Source organism: Streptomyces sp. KR80 (assembly GCF_052245555.1).
Lineage (GTDB): Bacteria > Actinomycetota > Actinomycetes > Streptomycetales > Streptomycetaceae > Streptomyces.
Genome location: NZ_JBQQCD010000001.1, coordinates 238899 through 256323 on the forward strand (window position 1 = coordinate 238899; position 17425 = coordinate 256323).

14 protein-coding genes and 1 pseudogene are annotated in these 17425 nt (G+C 69.5%); 3 read left to right on the forward strand and 12 right to left on the reverse strand.

The genetic code is table 11. The features are described 5' to 3' along the window. Positions 1–65: 65 nt before the first annotated feature. The 4 genes from ACTWQI_RS01105 to ACTWQI_RS01120 all read right to left on the reverse strand — a co-directional run bounded on the left by ACTWQI_RS01105 (position 66) and on the right by ACTWQI_RS01120 (position 4713). Complete coding sequence (locus tag ACTWQI_RS01105; RefSeq protein WP_443266484.1) at positions 66–194, reverse strand: SapB/AmfS family lanthipeptide; 129 nt, start codon at positions 192–194, stop codon at positions 66–68. A 65-nt stretch (positions 195–259) separates the two neighbouring features. Next, complete coding sequence (gene lanKC, locus ACTWQI_RS01110; protein WP_443266486.1) at positions 260–2836, reverse strand: class III lanthionine synthetase LanKC; 2577 nt, start codon at positions 2834–2836, stop codon at positions 260–262. Between the two features lie 115 nt (positions 2837–2951). Then, positions 2952–3185: a ferredoxin gene (locus tag ACTWQI_RS01115; RefSeq protein ID WP_443266488.1), complete on the reverse strand. Its 234-nt coding sequence runs from the start codon at positions 3183–3185 to the stop codon at positions 2952–2954. 64 nt (positions 3186–3249) lie between these two features. Beyond that, positions 3250–4713 (reverse strand): aldehyde dehydrogenase, encoded by a 1464-nt coding sequence (locus tag ACTWQI_RS01120; RefSeq protein WP_443267140.1) that lies wholly within the window; start codon positions 4711–4713, stop codon positions 3250–3252. 248 nt (positions 4714–4961) lie between these two features. On the opposite strand from ACTWQI_RS01120, the gene ACTWQI_RS01125 reads away from it, so the two are divergent. Further along, positions 4962–6014 (forward strand): MBL fold metallo-hydrolase, encoded by a 1053-nt coding sequence (locus ACTWQI_RS01125; protein WP_443266490.1) that lies wholly within the window; start codon positions 4962–4964, stop codon positions 6012–6014. A 100-nt stretch (positions 6015–6114) separates the two neighbouring features. Here ACTWQI_RS01125 and ACTWQI_RS01130 read toward each other — a convergent pair whose 3' ends face one another. Beyond that, on the reverse strand, positions 6115–7284 hold the full coding sequence (locus tag ACTWQI_RS01130) for a steroid 3-ketoacyl-CoA thiolase (RefSeq protein WP_443266492.1): 1170 nt from the start codon (positions 7282–7284) through the stop codon (positions 6115–6117). A gap of 247 nt (positions 7285–7531) precedes the next feature. On the opposite strand from ACTWQI_RS01130, the gene ACTWQI_RS01135 reads away from it, so the two are divergent. Next, positions 7532–8767, forward strand: coding sequence for a cytochrome P450 (locus tag ACTWQI_RS01135; RefSeq protein ID WP_443266494.1), 1236 nt, complete (start codon positions 7532–7534; stop codon positions 8765–8767). Between the two features lie 527 nt (positions 8768–9294). On the opposite strand, the gene ACTWQI_RS01140 is transcribed toward ACTWQI_RS01135, so the two are convergent. The 5 genes and pseudogenes from ACTWQI_RS01140 to ACTWQI_RS01160 all read right to left on the reverse strand — a co-directional run bounded on the left by ACTWQI_RS01140 (position 9295) and on the right by ACTWQI_RS01160 (position 14635). Next, on the reverse strand, positions 9295–11295 hold the full coding sequence (locus ACTWQI_RS01140; RefSeq protein WP_443266496.1) for a SulP family inorganic anion transporter: 2001 nt from the start codon (positions 11293–11295) through the stop codon (positions 9295–9297). A 64-nt stretch (positions 11296–11359) separates the two neighbouring features. Continuing rightward, positions 11360–11971, reverse strand: coding sequence for a carbonic anhydrase (locus ACTWQI_RS01145; protein WP_443266498.1), 612 nt, complete (start codon positions 11969–11971; stop codon positions 11360–11362). A gap of 144 nt (positions 11972–12115) precedes the next feature. Then, positions 12116–12727 carry a response regulator transcription factor gene (locus ACTWQI_RS01150; protein ID WP_443267142.1) on the reverse strand — a complete coding sequence of 204 codons (612 nt, stop codon included), beginning with the start codon at positions 12725–12727 and terminating at the stop codon, positions 12116–12118. Next, a pseudogene (locus tag ACTWQI_RS01155) lies at positions 12681–14189 on the reverse strand (sensor histidine kinase); the annotation flags it as partial. The pseudogene ACTWQI_RS01155 and the gene ACTWQI_RS01150, both read right to left, overlap by 47 nt. Before the next feature lie 26 nt (positions 14190–14215). Further along, positions 14216–14635 carry a hypothetical protein gene (locus ACTWQI_RS01160; protein WP_443266501.1) on the reverse strand — a complete coding sequence of 140 codons (420 nt, stop codon included), beginning with the start codon at positions 14633–14635 and terminating at the stop codon, positions 14216–14218. Between the two features lie 744 nt (positions 14636–15379). On the opposite strand from ACTWQI_RS01160, the gene ACTWQI_RS01165 reads away from it, so the two are divergent. Next, a complete protein-coding gene (locus tag ACTWQI_RS01165; protein ID WP_443266503.1) occupies positions 15380–16219 on the forward strand; it encodes a matrixin family metalloprotease in 840 nt (279 codons plus the stop codon). An 87-nt stretch (positions 16220–16306) separates the two neighbouring features. On the opposite strand, the gene ACTWQI_RS01170 is transcribed toward ACTWQI_RS01165, so the two are convergent. Both ACTWQI_RS01170 and ACTWQI_RS01175 read right to left on the reverse strand, forming a co-directional pair. Beyond that, complete coding sequence (locus ACTWQI_RS01170) at positions 16307–16606, reverse strand: DUF397 domain-containing protein (protein WP_443266505.1); 300 nt, start codon at positions 16604–16606, stop codon at positions 16307–16309. Continuing rightward, the gene (locus tag ACTWQI_RS01175; RefSeq protein ID WP_443266506.1) at positions 16566–17414 is read right to left on the reverse strand and encodes a helix-turn-helix domain-containing protein; all 849 of its coding nucleotides are present in this window, start codon (positions 17412–17414) and stop codon (positions 16566–16568) included. The genes ACTWQI_RS01170 and ACTWQI_RS01175 overlap by 41 nt, the downstream gene beginning before the upstream one ends. Between the last annotated feature and the right edge of the window lie 11 nt (positions 17415–17425).

A 17425-nucleotide genomic window follows, 5' to 3' on the forward strand; every position in this document is an offset into this window, starting at 1 on the left:
CAAGAGGGGCACAGGGCGTCGGTCGCGGCCCCGGGCGGTGCTCCACCCGGGGCCGCGACCTCACCTCAGCTGCAGGTGGTGACGCTCAGGCTGCTGTCGCCGCAGAGCAGCAGACTCGCCTGGCTGGGGGCGGTCGCTTCACCCGAGGGCTCGTCGTTCGGGGTTTCCATCGTCTGCAGGTCGAGAAGTGTCATGGCGGTTCCGCTCCTTAGATGAGATATCAATTTGCTCTTTCGTTTCGGCCCTCGACGGGCCGGCTTCAGGGGCGCCGCTTCAGCGGCGGGAGGAAGGGCAGCTGTACGGGGCTGCTGTGCAACGCGCTGCCCAGGGCGAGCAGGCAACCGGCGGTGCCGGTGCCGAGGTCCATCGACAGGCGCATCATCTGCTCGCCGGGGAAAGCCAGTTGGCCCTGGTAGGGGACGGCGCTCCAGGACAGCGCGCCGATCTGGCGGCGCAGCTCGGCCTGGTACGTCCCGGGGCCGCCCGCGGTGGTGCGGCTCAGGTACAGGACCATGCCCGCGGTGCCGCGGAACAGCCCCGGCTGCGCGTAGAACCTGGCCTGTGCGGCCCGTACGATCTCGCTCCGAGCCCGCGCGAACTGCTCGTCGTCGCGCAGGGCGAGATAGTCGTCGAGCACCATCCCGATGCCGACGCTGCCCGCGCCGAGATAGGGCATGGTGCGTCGGCCCTCGTCGACCTGGAGGGCCCCACCGGCACCGCGTATGCAGCGGGCGAGGTCGCGCCGCAGCGCGTCGGCGGCGAGGTCGAGCAGCACGGGGTCCCCGGTGCGCTCATACAGGCGGACGAAGAGCAGGGCGGCGCCCGTGGCGCCGTGGAGCAGCCCGGCCCGGGGAGCGCCTGCCCCGAGTTTGTCCGCCACCAACTCGGCGCAGCGCAGCGCCTTGTCGTGCAGGGCGCTCTCGCCCGTGGCGGTGGCGAGTGAGTCGAGTGCCAGGCCGATGCCGGACAGTCCGCTGTGCAGGTCGGGGGTGATGTGGTCCCAGCTCTGGGCGGTGACCCGGTCGACCAGTTCCAGGGCGCGGCCGGTGTGCCCCAGCCGATCCAGCATCCAGGCGACGCCGGACAGGCCGTCGTAGAAGCCGAGCGGGGTGCCGGAGGCGGGCTCTTCCGTCTGCCGCAGCAGCCACTCCTCGGCCGCCGTGCACCGCTGATTCCCGGTTTCGGCCAGGGCGTAGAGCACTCCGGCCACGCCATGGGCGAAGCAGATTCCGCCGCCGGCGCCGAACTGCGCGATGTCTCCCGGGAAGAAGCGGTCGTCGCGATCCGATACGGCCGAGGCGAGGATCGCCCGGACCATGGAGTCCCGGCTGCGCGGCCAGTCGTGGAGGTCGACCGGCAGATAGCCGCTCGCGGCGGCACCGGGCCCGCCCCTCCCCGGGCCCGGTGCGCCGGGGTCACGGACGATCTCCGCGACGGCCTCGTCAAGGAAGTCGCGCGGCACCGGAAACTGTTCGGCCACCAGTTCGGCCAAGTGCGCGGCTTTGCCGCGGTCCATGGCGAACAGGCTGGTCATGGGCAGGAACAGGGCGATGCGCAGACAGGCGAGGGCGTATCGGTCGGCGTCGAAGCCGGTGCGGTCGGCGGGCGCGACGAAGCCCGGGTTGGCGATGACCTGGCGGCGTCCCTCGTCGATGTAAGCGGCCGCCTCGAAGTCCAGCAGCACCACGGAGGACTCGTCCTCCGACACCATGATGTTGAACAGGTGCAGGTCGTTGAAGACCACTTCGCGCGCGTGCACCGCTGCGACGGCCTCTTCCACCAACCCGTATATGCACAGCGCCCATTCGGTGTACTCCGCGAGGCTCCGCGCGCTCGGATCGGCCTCGATCAGCGGGTGCCGCCGGGCGAAGAAGCTGTTGAGGGGCTTGCCTTCGATGAACTGGAGCACCAGGAAGCGGTGGTCGTCGACGCCGAACCAGTCGAGCACCTCCGGTGTCTGGGGCAGCCCGGACAGTTGCTCCAGAACGCTCTTCTCCCGCGTCAGCCGGGTGACGGCGTCGGCGCCGTCCGCGGCGAGCCCCGCGTACGGCCTGGCCTCCTTGAGGACGACTCGTTCGCCGGTCCGTACGTCCCGCCCGGCGTAGACCCCACCGCCGTTGGAGAAGTGCAGGGCGTGTTCGATCCGGTAGGGAACGCCGGCGACCTTCGTGGCGGAGCGGGCGGCGAGGTGCGGCTGCAGGAAGGCGGGGAGCGTGACCCACTCCGGGACGTGGAATGCCGGGCCTCTTCGGTCGGGGACGAGCCGGCCCTCGGCGTCCTCGACCGCGGGGCGCAGCTCGCCCTGGTCGTCGTAGCAGTGCCGCTCGGTGAAGCTGCCGTACCGCACGTACACCGGTCCGTCGCCCCATCTCAGGTCGCTGAGGATGTACGGGCCCGGCTCACCGGCGAGCAGCGTGGCCAGGTCCTCGGCGATGGTGCGGCACTGCTCGTCGTCGGCGGGGTAGACGGTGATGAACTTCCCGCTGCTGCCGCGGTCGGCGTACTTCGCGTTGCGGGTGTGCAGCAGGTACCGGCTCGGCAGGAACTTGAACGCGTGTCCTCTGGGCACGCAGTAGTCCCAGACTCCGGCGAGCACCTTCTCCGCGTTGTCCGGACAGGCGGAGAGGTGGATCTTCCAGCCCTGGCCGGGCAGTCGGACGTCTCGGGGGCGGAACGCCAGCCAGTCGCCGGAGCGGTGCCGCTGCCATCCCGCGGGCGCCTGGCGCCGGGCCGCTTCGTAGAGCCCGCCTCCGGCCTCCCCGTTCGCGGACGGCCGATGGGGGGCGTCGTAGAAGTACCGGTCGGCGTCGCAGAAGACGGCGTAACCCTTGATCATCGTTCCCCCCTCGGCGGTGATGGCTCAGAGACTTCCACGCCGCCGGAGGGGGAGAACAGTCACAGTTGTAATCGAGCAACTATGAGGAATTCATAGGTTACCGCAGGTAGAAGCACTATTCGGGGGGTGGGAAGACCGCCTCTCCGGTGTCACCAATGCGAATCACAATGGCCTCGACAGGACAGCCCTCGGCCGCGGCCAGCAGCACCTCGGCCGCGGGGGCCTCCGAGGCGGCCGGGTGCGACTGGCGGGCGGAGTCGAGCGTGAAGCCGTCGGGGGCGGTGCTCACGCACATGCCCGACCCGATGCAGATGCCGCGGTCGACCTCGATGTGCCAGCGATCGCCCATCACGCCCCTCCTCGGCCTTCGACCCCGCGGTCCGTTCCGGTCCCGCGGCACCTGGCGGCCCCCATCACGCCGCTCCCGCCTGTCCGTTCGGCAGATGGATCATCTTGTGCTCCAGATACGCATCGAATCCCTCCGGGCCGAACTCCCTCCCCAGCCCCGAGTTCTTGTAGCCGCCGAAGGGGCCGAACATGTCGAGGCTGAAGGTGTTCACGGAGTACGTCCCGGTCCGCACCTGCCGCGCGATCTCCACGCCGTGCTCCGCATCCGCCGTCCAGACGCTGCCGGAGAGGCCGTAGTCGGAGTCGTTGGCGATCCGTACGGCCTCCGCTTCGTCCTCGTACGGCAGCAGACAGATGACCGGGCCGAAGATCTCCTCGCGGGCGATCCGCATGGAGTTGGCGACGCCGCCGAACAGCGTCGGCTCGACGTACCAGCCGCGTTCGAGCCCGGCCGGGCGCCCGCCGCCCGTCAGCACCTTGGCCCCCTCCTCCTGCCCCAGCCCGATGTAGTCCAGCGACCGCTGCCGCTGGCGCTCTGCGACCAGCGGTCCGACCTGCGTTGCCGGGTCCAGCGGATCGCCGACGACGAGCGCGTTCGCCGCCGCGGCGAAGCGGTCGGCGAGCTCGTCGTAGTGGCTGCGCGGGGCGAGGATACGGGTCTGGGCGACGCACGCCTGACCGTTGTTCATCCAGGCGTTGGGGACGATGCCGGCGACGGTCGCCTCCAGGTCCGCGTCCGGGAGGATCACGGCCGCGGACTTGCCGCCCAGCTCCAGGGTGACCCGGGTGAGGTTCCGGGAGGCGACCTCCATGACCCGCTTGCCCGCTGCGACGGACCCGGTGAAGGACACCTTGTCGACGCCCGGATGTCCGACGAGGTACTCGCTCACCTCGCGGTCGGCCGGGAGGATGCTCAGCACGCCCTCCGGCAGCCCGGCCTCGGTGGCGATCTCGGCGAGCAGATAGGCGTCGAGCGGAGTCTCCGGCGAGGGCTTGAGGATCACCGAACAGCCGGCGAGCAGCGCGGGGGCCAGCTTCGCGGCGGCCACGAACTGCGGCACGTTCCAGGGCACGACGGCCGCCACCACGCCGACCGGTTCGCGTCGTACGAGGATCGGCCCGAGGACGCCCTGCCGGGGCTCCTCGAAGACGACGTCACGGGCGACGGCGATGGCCGCGTCCCAGACCATCATCGCGCCCAGCGCCTGGGCCAGGACGCTCCAGGAGTAGGGCGAGCCGTTCTGCGCGCTGATCAGCCGGGCGATCTCCTCATGCCGTACGGCGACGGCGTCCTTGATGCGGGTGACCACCTCGATCCGCTCGTCGAGTGTCGTACGGGGCCACGGCCCCTCGTCGAAGGCCTTGCGCGCCGCCGCCACCGCGCGGTCCGCATCGGCGGGCGTGGCGTGCGGCACCCGCCCGATGACCTGCTCGGTGTGCGGCGAGACCACCTCGATGGTGTCGGTGCCGAGCGGATCCACCAGCTCCCCGCCGATATAGAGCTGTCCGTGCTCGATGAGGTCGGTCATCGCCATGTCGCCATGCCTCCCGGGGATCGTCCGTGGGTGCCTCTTCTGACGCACACTCAGAACTGATACCAGTTCTAGTTATGATTGGGAACGGGAACGCGCGTGCACAACCGCTCGCCGCCGGGCCGCTCCGCGAGAGCGCTCGGTCCCGGCGCTGCGCGCCGGGAGCCCTCCCCCACCCGCCCCGCAGGCGCGGGAGCGGGGCGGCCCCCGCGGCAAGCGGGCAGAAGTGCGAGAGCGAGGGACCCATGACACGGACGTCACCCCGGGTGACGGATCACGGCGGCGGGGTGTGGAGCATTCCGGTCCCCATCCCCGACAACCCGCTCGGCCACACACTCGTCCACCTCCTGGACACCGACCGCGGCCCGGTCCTGGTCGACACCGGATGGGACGACCCGACCGCCTGGGACGCCCTGGTCACCGGCCTCGCGGCCTGCGGCGCCGCGGTCGCGGATCTGCACGGCGTGCTGATCACCCATCACCACCCCGACCACCACGGACTCTCGGCCCGGGTCCGCGAGGCCTCCGGCGCCTGGATCGCCATGCACCCCGCCGACACCCAGGTCGTACGGCGGACCCGGGCCGCCGAGCCGGCGCGCTGGCTCGACTACCTGATGGACAAGCTCGCGGCGGCCGGCGCCCCGGACGAGCACCTGGCACCACTGCGCGCCGCCCGGGCGTCGGGCAACAGCCGTCCGCTCCCCGGACTCCGCGCCGCCATCCCGGACCGCGAGATCCTTCCCGGTGAGCTGCTCGACCTGCCGGGCCGCAGACTCCGCGCGATCTGGACCCCCGGGCACACGCCCGGCCACGTCTGCCTGCATCTCGAGGAGGCCCACCCGGCCGGCAGGCCGGGCCGCGGCCGGCTCTTCTCCGGCGACCACCTGCTCCCCGAGATCACCCCGCACATCGGGCTCTACGAGGACCCCGACGACGACACGGTCACCGACCCTCTCGGCGACTACCTCGACTCCCTGGAGCGGATCGCCCGGTTGGGCCCGGCCGAGGTGCTCCCCGCCCATCAATACGCCTTCACCGGCGCGGGGGGCCGAGTGCGCGAGCTGCTGGCCCACCACGAGACCCGGCTCTCCGACCTGCAGGGTCTGATCGCTCTGAGCCCTCTGACTCCTTGGCAGCTCGCGGAGACCATGGAGTGGAACCGCCCCTGGGCACAGATCCCCTACGGCTCCCGCAACATCGCCGTCTCCGAGGCAGAGGCCCACCTGCGGCGACTGGTGAAGCTGGGCCGCGCCGAAGCCGTGCCCGGCAGCGACCCGGTCGCCTACCAGGCCGTCTGACCTCCCCCAGCTACCGCTGGGCGGGGGTACCCCCGGCGTTAGCTGGGGGAGTGCCCCCAGGAGCGGCCGCCCCCCGGGGAACGGCCGCTCCTCCGTACTCTCAGAGGCGCTGGATGATCGTCCCGGTCGCCAGTCCCCCGCCCGCGCACATCGTGATGAGCGCGAACTCCTTGCCGGTCCGCTCCAGTTCGTGCAGCGCCGTGGTGATCAGACGGGCCCCCGTCGCGCCCACCGGATGGCCGAGCGCGATCGCCCCGCCGTTCACGTTCACCTTCTCCAGATCCTGCTCGAAGACCTGCGCCCAGGACAGGACGACGGATGCGAAGGCCTCGTTGATCTCGACCAGGTCGATGTCCCGCAGGGACATCCCCGCCTTGCCGAGCACTGCCCGCGTCGCGTCGATCGGCCCGTCGAGGTGGAAGTGCGGATCCGCACCGACCAGCGCCTGGGCGACGATCCTCGCCCTGGGCTTCAGTTTCAGCGCCCGCGCCATGCGCTTGGACGCCCACATCACGGCGGCCGCACCGTCCGATATCTGCGAGGAGTTCCCGGCCGTGTGGACGGCGGTGGGCATGATCGGCTTCAGCCCGGCCAGGGCCTCCATGCTGGTCTCGCGCAGCCCTTCGTCCCGGTCCACCAGCCGCCACATGCCGTGTCCGGTCCGCTGCTCCTCCTCCGTCGTCGGGACCTGGACGGCGTACGTCTCACTCTTGAAACGCTCCTCGGCCCAGGCCACGTGGGCCCGCTCCTGCGACAGCAGCCCGAGCGAGTCGACGCGCTCGCGAGTCAGCCCGCGGTGGCGCGCGATCCGCTCCGCCGCCTCGAACTGGTTCGGGAGGTCCACGTTCCACTCGTCGGGAAAGGGCTTGCCCGGGCCGTGCTTGGAGCCGCTGCCCAGCGGAACCCGGGACATCGCCTCGACGCCGCAGCCGATGCCGACGTCGATGACCCCGGCCGCGATCATGTTCGCCACCATGTGGTTGGCCTGCTGCGAGGAGCCGCACTGGCAGTCGACGGTGGTCGCCGCCGTCTCGTACGGCAGACCGCAGGCGAGCCAGGCGTTGCGGGCCGGATTCATGGACTGCTCGCCGGCGTGGGTCACCGTGCCGCCGACGATCTGCTCGACGCAGTCCGGCTGGATGCCCGTACGGGCGAGGAGTTCGCGATACGTTTCGCCCAGCAGGTAAGCAGGATGGAGGTTGGCGAGCGCGCCGCCGCGCTTGCCAATCGGGGTACGTACGGCTTCGACGATGACGGGTTCAGCGGCCATGACTCGTCCTCTCCTCGCGCCTTGCGGTCGCGGGGCGTCCCGGCGCGCCGCGACAGAACTAGTACACGTTCTAGTTCCGCTCCAAAGTCTCGACGCCCTTACCTCCGGTACGCAAGAGTCGTGCAGCCGTGACCTCGACCGACTGTCAGGGCAATCCGCAACGAATGCCGTCGGATCCCTTGCCACTTATAGAACCCGTTACTACCTTGCGCACATTCTGATGGGCCGTCAGACCTGGAGTCGCCCCATGTCCTCCTGTCCAGCGCTCCCCGAAGGCTTCGACTTCACCGACCCCGACGTCTACCAGCAGCGGGTCCCGCTCCCCGAACTCGCCGAGCTGCGGAAGACGGCGCCCGTGTGGTGGAACGCCCAGCCGCACAACATCGCGGGCTTCCAGGACGACGGCTACTGGGTCGTCACCCGCCACGCAGACGTCAAGGAGGTCTCCACCAGACCCGAGGTGTTCTCCTCCAACACCAACACGGCCATCATCCGCTTCAAGGACACCATCACCCGGGACCAGATCGACGTCCAGAAGCTGATCATGCTCAACATGGACCCGCCCGAGCACACCCGGCTCCGGCAGATCGTCCAGCGCGGCTTCACGCCCCGGGCGATACGGGCCTTGGAGGAGGCGCTGCGCAACCGCGCCACCCGTATCGTCTCCGGCGCGGCCGAGAAGCCGACCGGCAACTTCGTCACCGACGTCGCCTCCGAGCTGCCGCTCCAGGCGATCGCGGAGCTGATCGGCGTCCCGCAGGAGGACCGGCTCAAACTCTTCGACTGGTCGAACAAGATGGCCGCGTACGACGACCCCGAACTGGCCATCACCGAGGAGGTCGGCACCCAGTCGGCGATGGAGCTGATCTCGTACTCGATGAACATGGCCGCGGCGCGGAAGGAGTGCCCGGCGCACGACATCGTCACCAAGCTGGTCACCGCTTCTGACGAAGGCAGTCTGACCTCCGACGAGTTCGGCTTCTTCGTCCTGGTCCTGACGGTCGCGGGCAACGAGACCACGCGCAACGCCATCACGCACGGCATGCACGCCTTCCTCACCCACCCCGAGCAGTGGGAACTGTTCAAGGCCGAGCGGCCGGCCACGACGGCGGACGAGATCGTCCGCTGGGCGACGCCGATCGTCTCGTTCCAGCGGACCGCGACGTGCGACACGGAGCTGGGCGGTGCGAAGATCAAGGAAGGCGATCGGGTCGGGATCTTCTACTCCTCGGCCAACAACGACCCCGACGTCTTCGACCGACCCGATGTCTTCGACATCACCCGCGATCCGAATCCGCACCTCGGCTTCGGTGGCGGCGGGCCGCACTTCTGCCTCGGTGCGAGCCTCGCGCGGCTGGAGATCGACCTCATCTTCAACGCCATCGCCGACACGCTCCCGGACATCCGGCTGGTGGGCGCACCACGGCGGCTGCGTTCGGCGTGGATCAACGGCGTGAAGGAGCTTCAGGTCGCTTACACCTGACCGGTGACCCGGGCGGCAGGGGCAGCCCTCCCTACGCACAACGCCCCTGCCGCCCGTCAACTTCCCTGATACGAGCGGGGGTACGCCCTGGGCGAGCCCCGGACCCGCAGGCAGGGCCGAGGCCCGCCACGGGGGGTGGGTATGGCGGGCCTCGGGGCTTTATGACTGAGACGAGGATCGGCGGTCTCAGGTCCGTGAGCGGTGGTCCAATCGCGGGCCTCTCTGTGGCGGGATGGCGGCGGCAGGCCGCTCCCGCCTCGGCTCATCCGATCCCGACCGCTCCGCCGCGTGGTCCGGCTGCGGGACGGTCGGGACGGTGAGGAACTGATGCATGGACTTCGCGAGCGAGAAGAGGGCGTCCGAAGGTGGCGGGTCGTCTCGGCCTCCTGGTCGGCGGGAGTCTCCCGTTCCGTGGGAACCTCCCAGCCGGTGGGACTTCCGAACCGAACTGGTGGAGTGTGGTCCCCCAGTGCCCAGCATCTCTCGTAATCCGTCCCTCGCCTCGGCGAGAGCAGTTCTGACCAGGCTCATGTCCTCGGTGTCCTTTCCCAGTCGGGCCGCCACGCCCTTTCCCAGGACGCGTATGCGGCTTGCTCGTCCTCGGGGGTCCAGGAGTCGGCCGAACCGGAGGTGTGGTGGCCGGATCTCGGAGTCGTGGGGCGCCCGCGCGGGTGCGTGTCCGCGGGGCGGTGGGCTTCCCCGCGCCGGTGCGCGTCCCCGGTCCGGTGGGGGTCCCCGAGGCCCTGCTGCATGCGAACCCGGCGCATCCGCGCGGCACCCGGCGCCGCCAGCTGTACGGTGGCCTGGTCCGTTCCCTGGAACCTGGCGTCCGCCGCCGCGGTGTACCGGGTGCCCACCGGCGCGGGGGGCGGTCCGGCGTCCACCCGCGCCTGGTGCGGTTCGGCGCCCAGGGCGCTGCCACCCACCGCCGTGTTGTACGTGGCGCCCGCCGGCGTCGGAGCCGGCTCGGCGGCCACCGGTGCCTGCTGCGATCCGGACTCCACCGGCGCTTCCTGCGGCTCGGCGTGCGGCAGCCGGAGTTCCACGAACTCGGCGCCGTCCTTGCGGCGCTGGTCCGCCCATTCCTCCACCAGGCTGCGACAGGCGAGGTCGAGGTGGGACATGCCGGTGAGGTCGACGTGGATACGGCGCTTGTCGGCGACCGACTCCAGGGCCTCCATCAGGCGCGGAAGGCGTACGAACGTCGCGTTACCTCTGATGACCAGACGGGCGTCGCCGCCGTCCGTGTACGTGTGGATGGTCATCCGGGACATCCGGAGAGCAGCGACGACGATGGCGACGGCCAGGCCCGCGAGCACGCCTTCCAGGAGGTTGGCGACCATGATCGCAGCGGTCGTGATGACCATGACCACCCCCTCGCCGCGGTCGATTCGCCACATCTTCGGGAACGCGGGGGGATCGAAGAGTTTCCAGCCGGCGTGGACCAGGATGCCGGCGAGCACCGCGACCGGGATCAGGCCGAGCAGGCCGGGAAGGAGGAGTCCGAACGACAGCAGCCAAGCGCCGTGCAGAATGCGGGAGATCTTGGTCTTGGCTCCGGCCTGGACGTTGGCGGCGCTGCGGGCGATCACCGCGGTCATGGGCATCGCTCCGAGGAATCCGCACAGGGTGTTGCCGACCCCTTGGGAGACCAGTTCGGCGTTGAACTTGGTCCGCGGTCCGTCGTGCATCCGGTCGACTGCGGCGGCGCTGAAGAGACTCTCCGCGGAGGCGATGACCGCGAAGGTGATGACCACGGTGATCACTTCGGGGTCGAGGAGTCCGGCGTACTGGCTCGGTCCGGGGATGCTGACCGCCTCGAGGAGGTTGCCGACGACGACACGCTTGACCTCGACGCCGGGCAGGGAGGCGATGATCGAGCCGAGCAGCACCGCGGCCAGCGGGGCGGGCACCTTGCCGAGCGGGGCGGGCACCTTCTTCCACACGAAGCACAGTGCGATGGAGAGCGCTCCGAGGCCGAGGGCGATGCACTTCTGCGGATCGGAGAAGACGGAGCCGAACAGACCGGGGAGACCGACGAGGTTCTTCAGCGTGGAGCCGAGCTGCTTGGAGTCCGTAACCGCGTAGGTCTGGCCGATGATGAGGGGAAGGCCGATGCCGGCCAGCATGCCCTGCACCACGGAGACGGAGACGGACTGGAACAGGCGGCCCATCTTCAGCATTCCGAGGGCGACTTGGACCAGGCCGGCGGCCAACACGATCGGTCCGAGCAGCTCCAGGCCGTGCGAGGTGACGGCTTCCAGGACGAGCGCGGCCAGACCGGCGGCGGGTCCGCTGACCTGGAGACTGCTGCCGGGCAGGAAGCCGACGACGAGTCCGCCGACGATGCCGGAGATGATGCCGAGGGCGACCGGGACGCCGGAGGCGGCCGCGACGCCGATACACAGCGGCACGGCCACCAGGAAGACGACGATCGACGCGACGAAGTCCGTGCCGAAGGTGGCGGGACCGGGCGGTGGTCCGGCGGCCTTTCGGGCGTGACGGGCGGGGGTTCTTACGGTCGACACGATGTTCCTTTCGCTCACACCGATCGCTCGGTGCGGTGGGGAAAGCCGAGTGAGGTGGGGAGCCTCAGGACGCACGTCCTGCCAGACAGGTGGTGGCAGGCGTCTCGAGCTCCTGGACCTCTCCGGTGTCCACCCGGTAGAACCAGCCGTGCACGCGCAGCTGTCCGGCCGCGATCCGGCGCTCGACCTGGGGGTACTCGCACAACGCCCGGACCTGGGCGGCGACATGGCGCTGCACGATCTCCGACAGCGCGGGGTTCTCGGGCGGCGTGGCCGGCAGCGGGGTGAGCCCCGGCTGGGCGAACGTCAGCCAGTCGGCGACGCCGGGGAGCCGGGTCAAGTCCTCGCCACGGGCCAGGGCACCGACGGCGCCGCAGTGCGAGTGCCCGCAGACAACGATGTCAGGCACCTGAAGCACCTCGACCGCGTACTCGATGGTGGCGGCTTCCCCCGAGGGAATGCCCGGCCGGTACGGCGGAACGATGTTCCCCGCGTTGCGCAGCTCGAAGAGCTGGCCGGGCCGAGCGGCGGTGATGAGGGCGGGGATCACGCGCGAGTCAGAGCAGGTGATGAACAGGGCTTCCGGAGTCTGCCCGGCGGCGTGCCGCCGCAGGTTTTCGCTTTCAGCGCCCAACCGCTGCCGAAAGGAACGTGCCTGCTCGAGAATTTCCTTCATGTGGCATCACTTCCCGACACTGAGACACCCGCTGCGGATGTCTTTCGGTGAAGCGTGTGGGAGCCGCATGAGTCACCGGTGAGATTACGGTGAGAAGGTCCTCATGAGCGTTTACTCATCTGTTCAACTGCCCTTCGCCGCACGTTAGACGCGCAGTCGATAACCCATCCCACGGACGGTCTCCACCCGGTCCGGGCCAATTTTACGGCGCAGATACCGCACGTAGACATCGACGATATTCGATCCAGGATCGTAGTCGAAACCCCATACCCGACTGAGCAATAGCTCGCGAGTCAGTACATGGTCCGGATTGCGCAGAAAAACCTCCGCCAAGGCGAATTCTCGCGATGAGAGTTCCACCACACGCCCGTCCACATGGACGCGGCGGGTACGGAGGTCCAACAGGAGGTCGCCCGCGCGCAGCAGCGACGCCTCCGACGCGCTCTCGCCCCGCAGCCGCAGCCGCACCCGGGCCAGCAACTCCTCGAAGGCGAAGGGCTTGGAGATGTAGTCGTCCGCGCCCCCCTCCAGACCGGCGACGACGTCGGTCACGCTGTCCCGCGCCGTGAGGATGATGACCGGGATCGTCACCCGGGCCTCGCGGAGCTTGCGCAGCACGGTGAAGCCGTCGTAGACCGGCAGGCCCAGGTCCAGGATCACCAGGTTGCAGTCGCCGGAGCGCCCGCGCTCGTACGCGGACAGGCCGTCGCCGACGACGGTCGTGGAGAACCCGTTGCTGCGCAGCCCCTTCTCCACGAAGGCGGCGATCCTGGCCTCGTCCTCAGCTATGAGAATCTGGTTCATGGCGCCCTCCCGCCAGGGGAAGCTCTGGTTCGTGGTGTCCCTCATGCCAGGGGAAGCGAGCGGGCAGGTCGAGGACGAACTGGGCCCCTCCGCCGAAGGCGTCCTCCACCCGCACCGTGCCGCCGTGGGCCTCCGCGATCTCGCGGACGATGGCCAGCCCGAGCCCGATCCCCGTGCCCGTGGGGTCCAGTGAGGAGATCTGGCGGGCCTGGGCGAAGTGGCCGAAGATGCGCTCCCGGTCCTCCGGATCCACCCCCGGACCCGTGTCGCGTACCCACAGCAGGATCCGGTCGCCGCGCAGCGCGGACCCCATCTCCACGATGTCACCGTCCCGTGTGTGCCGCACCGCGTTGGCCGCGAGTTGTATCAGAGCCTGCGTGAGCCGCTGGCCGTCGACGAGCACGGTGGCCTCGGAGACCTCCGCGACCCGCCAGTGCCGGTCTCCCAGAGCCCCGGCCTTGGCGACGACTTCGACGACGAGGTCGGTGAGATGGGTCTCACCGACCGTCAGGAAGTCCGGCCGCTGTGCCTTGGCCAGCAGCAGCAGGTCCTCCACGATCCGGTTCATCCGGTCGAGCTCGTCGACCACCAGCGCCTGCGTCTCGATGCGTTCCTTCTCCCCGTCACCCATGAGTTCGATGTGCCCGCGCACCACCGTGATCGGGGTACGCAGTTCATGCGCCACTTCGTCGAGGAACCGCCGCTGGGTGGTGAACGCGCTCTCCAGCCGGTCCAGCATGTGATTGAACGTGTGGGCCAGGGCCGCCACGTCGTCCGCGCCCGTCACCCGCAACCGCTGGGTCAGGTCCGACTCCCCGATCCGTTCGGCGGTCTGCCGCACCAGCCGGATCGGCGCCAACACCCGGCCGGCCACGAGCCAGCTGGCGAACCCGGCGAGAATCAGCGCGCCACACGCGGTGACCATGAGCATCCTCGCGACCCAGCGCTCCTCACGCTGCTGACGGTCCCGGAATTCCAGCATGACGAGCCGGGCATCCTTGAATTCACCGGCTACATGCACCGATATCACCCCATACCGCACCCGGCCGGCAGCGGAGTCGAGCCATCCCATTTCGGTGCCCTTGACCTGGGAGAGCCGTGCGACCACCTTCTCGTCCCGGTCCAAACGGGCGGGCGGCAGATGGGAGCTGCGCCGGTCCGGGAGCCCGTCCACGATGCTGAAGAACGTCTCGTCCCGGCTCGGCAGATTGACGGTCATGAATGCCGTGAGCAGCGACGCGCCACTGGAGAAGCGTCGACCGGTCTCCGGTTCATGCGCGGTGCGAGCGAACCGGCGCAGATTGTCCGCCTCACGGCGGAGCTGGGCATCCACCTTGTGGTCGAGTTGTGACTGCCAGACCACGGTGATGCCGATGATCGGCACGGCAAGAGCCGCGCTGACCAGAAGCAGCATCCACCCCACGATGCGGGTCCGCGCGTTCAACCTGCGGGTAGGCACCAGTCTCCCCCGTCGTCATCGCCGTCGTCGTCACCACCCTGACTCGGACTGGGGCACGGGCTGGTGTCGTCATCGTCACTGTGCGGTGGCGGCGGCGGGGTGACGGGCCGGCCTCCCGAGTCGTCGTCCGAGTCCCCTGGTGACGAGGAGGGCTCCGACGGACGGGACGGCCGCGCCGGGGGGTTGGACGGCGGCGCGGGGGTCGGCGATGCGGGCGCGGACTTCGACGGAGACGGCGCCTGCGACGAGGGCTCGCTGGGGTCCTTCGGCTGCGGGACGACGATTCCCGGGCCGAGCGTCGGCCGACCGCCGCTGCGCGCCCATACGTCCCCGGCCGCCATGCCCGCCGCCACGAGGGCGAGCAGTGCGGCGACCACGACGACGAGCCTCCGAAGGACCACGCGGCCAGCTTGCCACCGAAACGGAACGTGGAGATGAACGAGGAGAGTTTTCTCATCTGAGGCCTCGGCCGAGGTCCGTCGACCCGCCGACGAGGGTGGTGCAGCGAAGGCCGTTACGGGATGAAGGGCGCAAACCGGAAGGATCGGTCAACGGGAGTCGGCCCGTTCCGGGTCAGGACGTCAGGCAGGCACCTGCCCACGGCCTTCGCGGAGTTCCGGCGGGTGGAATGCTGAACTCCACAGCAAAACCTGCCTTCTTGGACCGGCTCCGCTTTTTCTTTCCCATAATTTGGCCGGACTTGATTATTGCCAGGGCCGCTGCACGGGGTTAGTTTGTGTGCCTGACTCGCACCGTCGTGTGCGAGCAAAGCCGCCCAAGGGGAGAGGCGGCAGCGGGGGATGATTCGGGGGGCAGAGCAGATTATCTTCGTCGACCCACGCGTGTGGGCCCTTCACTGAGCTGCCAGAAGCAGCTGTAGCCGCATGGGCCGGTACCTCCCGGCTGCACCGCGGTTCTCTTCGTCCTGCGATGCGACAGTGCGCGGTTGTCCGGCGCGCCCTGGCCATCGTACGGCGCTTTCCATGCCGTCGTGCACGACGGCCCCTTTTCGTCGGCTCGGCACCCGGTCGGCCGCATCAGCGCCCGCAGGCGATCAATCATGCCTGCGCATCCCTGATTTCCGTTCAGCGCGATCCCACGAAACGAGCGATCCCACGACACAGAAAACGAAGGGAAGAATTCCGTTGAAGAAGAAAAACGTACGGCGCGCAATACGCAGCCGCGTCCTCATGATGGCCGGCGTCGGCGTGCTCGGCCTCGGGCTCGCGGTCCCCGCCGCCCAGGCGGCCCCGGCGGAGGCACCGGGCAAAGCGCCGACGGCGGCGTCGAGCACCGCAGAGAACGCCGAGAGCGGTGACGTCTACGCGGTCAAGCGCCGTGCCAACGGCGTCACTTCGGTGACGGTGTACCGGCCGGCACCAGGCGTCACCTCAACTGAGCTGGCGAGCCGCCTCCGTGCCGCGGGAGTCGCCGGCGTGCAGACGAACGCGACGCCTGCGTCGACAAAGGCCGTGTCACCGGCCGCCCTGCCCTGCTCCTACGGCTCGGCCCGCACGCTCGAGTGCTCACCCGTCAGATGGGCGCACAACGGCTACTCCGACCCGCAGGTGTACTTCCTCGACCACACCAGCGCCGCCTGGCCGATGACGGCCGTCGTCCCCAAGTGGCACGAGTCCGTGGGCATCGACTCCTACTACCGCTGGTACACCGGGGGCTGCCCCGGTGGCGGCAGGCACTGCGTCCACGCCTACAGCGGCAACTACGGCGCCACCGGCTGGACGGGGCTCACGAACTACAGCTACAACTCCAGCCGCTACCTCGTGGACGGCAGTGTTTCGATGAAGCTCAACGACCACTACGGCGGCTCGGCCGCCGAGCATCGCAACACCGCATGCCATGAGGCAGGGCACGTCCTCGGCCTGGGCCACAGCACGTCGACCACGAGCTGCATGTACGGCTCGCGCACGTCGCAGCAGTACCCCAACTCCCACGACTTCGCCCTGCTCCCCCGCATCTACCCGTGATGGGAGGGGTAGGGACGTAAGGACCCCGGTACGCAGTCACCCGGCGGTCAGGGCAGGACTCCTGCCCTGACCGCCGGGTGGTCGGGTTTACCGTTTCTGCGGTTCCGCGGCGCCGAACCCGCCGTTCGCGGCGGCGTCCACGAACGCAGCGAAGGCGGCGGGCGTGAACGTCAGGACCGGCCCGTCGGGGTTCTTGGAGTCGCGGATGGCAACGGCGTGGGGGGCGGGGGCTATCTCTACGCAGTCGCCGCCGGTGTCGCCGCTGTAGCTGGACTTGCGCCACTGGGCGCCGCCGAGCGGGGCGCACTCGATGCACTCGCCGCCGGTGTCGCCGCTGTAACTGGACTTACGCCACTGCACTCCGGTCAGTTCCGGGCTGCTCCCCATAGCGCTCCTCCATCACACGGGCGATCAACTCCGCCGAGTCCTCCACTGAGAGCGCGGCGGCCTGGAGGTGATCGTAACGGAGCGAACGTGCCTTGACGTCATGAGGATTGGCCGTCATCTGGCCCGTCCCATAGTCCTCGCCATAGACGATGTCCGGGTCGTCATCGAAGCGGAGAAGGGTGAACGTGCCCAGCAGTCCGGCATGGGCACCTGCGGCGAAGGGCAGCACCTGAATCTGCACCCACGTCCGGTCGCGGAAGCTCAACAGGTGGGCCAGTTGGTTCCGCATCACTTTCCTGCCGCCGATGACCTGGTACAACACCGCCTCGCTCATGACCACCCACACCAGTGGCGGGTTCTCACGCTCCAGAATGCGCTGCCGCTCCCTCCGCGCCGCCACCCGCTCCTCCAGCCGGTCCTGGTCCATGACGCCGAGCACCGCGCGCGCGTACTCCTCTGTCTGCAGCAGACCGTGCACCAACTGGGCCTGGAAGGTGTGGATGTGGTTGGCCCTCGCCTCCATCCCGGCGTAAGGCTGGAACCACGACGGCAGCTGGCTGCGCAGCACCAGCGGCAACATCCGCGACAACGCCCCGTCCGTGCCCAGCGCCGCGTCCGCTCGCTCGGTGAACTCGCGGGTGGGCAGCTTGCGTGCGGTCTCGATCTGGCCGACCAGTGAACCCGTGCAGTAGATGATCTCGCCGAGCTGCTTCTGGTTGAGGCCCGCCGCCTCACGGAAGCGCCGCAACTCCGCCCCGTAGTAGTCCAAGGGCGACGCGCTCGGGTCCAAGTCTCGGATGTTCACCACGCGTTCCGCCC

Coding starts and splice junctions, on each gene's coding strand:
- ACTWQI_RS01105 (WP_443266484.1), bottom strand. CDS start 194: ATGACACTTCTCGACCTGCAGACGATGGAAACCCCGAACGACGAGCCC.
- lanKC (WP_443266486.1), bottom strand. CDS start 2,836: ATGATCAAGGGTTACGCCGTCTTCTGCGACGCCGACCGGTACTTCTAC.
- ACTWQI_RS01115 (WP_443266488.1), bottom strand. CDS start 3,185: ATGGGCGATCGCTGGCACATCGAGGTCGACCGCGGCATCTGCATCGGG.
- ACTWQI_RS01120 (WP_443267140.1), bottom strand. CDS start 4,713: ATGACCGACCTCATCGAGCACGGACAGCTCTATATCGGCGGGGAGCTG.
- ACTWQI_RS01125 (WP_443266490.1), top strand. CDS start 4,962: ATGACACGGACGTCACCCCGGGTGACGGATCACGGCGGCGGGGTGTGG.
- ACTWQI_RS01130 (WP_443266492.1), bottom strand. CDS start 7,284: ATGGCCGCTGAACCCGTCATCGTCGAAGCCGTACGTACCCCGATTGGC.
- ACTWQI_RS01135 (WP_443266494.1), top strand. CDS start 7,532: ATGTCCTCCTGTCCAGCGCTCCCCGAAGGCTTCGACTTCACCGACCCC.
- ACTWQI_RS01145 (WP_443266498.1), bottom strand. CDS start 11,971: ATGAAGGAAATTCTCGAGCAGGCACGTTCCTTTCGGCAGCGGTTGGGC.
- ACTWQI_RS01170 (WP_443266505.1), bottom strand. CDS start 16,606: ATGGGGAGCAGCCCGGAACTGACCGGAGTGCAGTGGCGTAAGTCCAGT.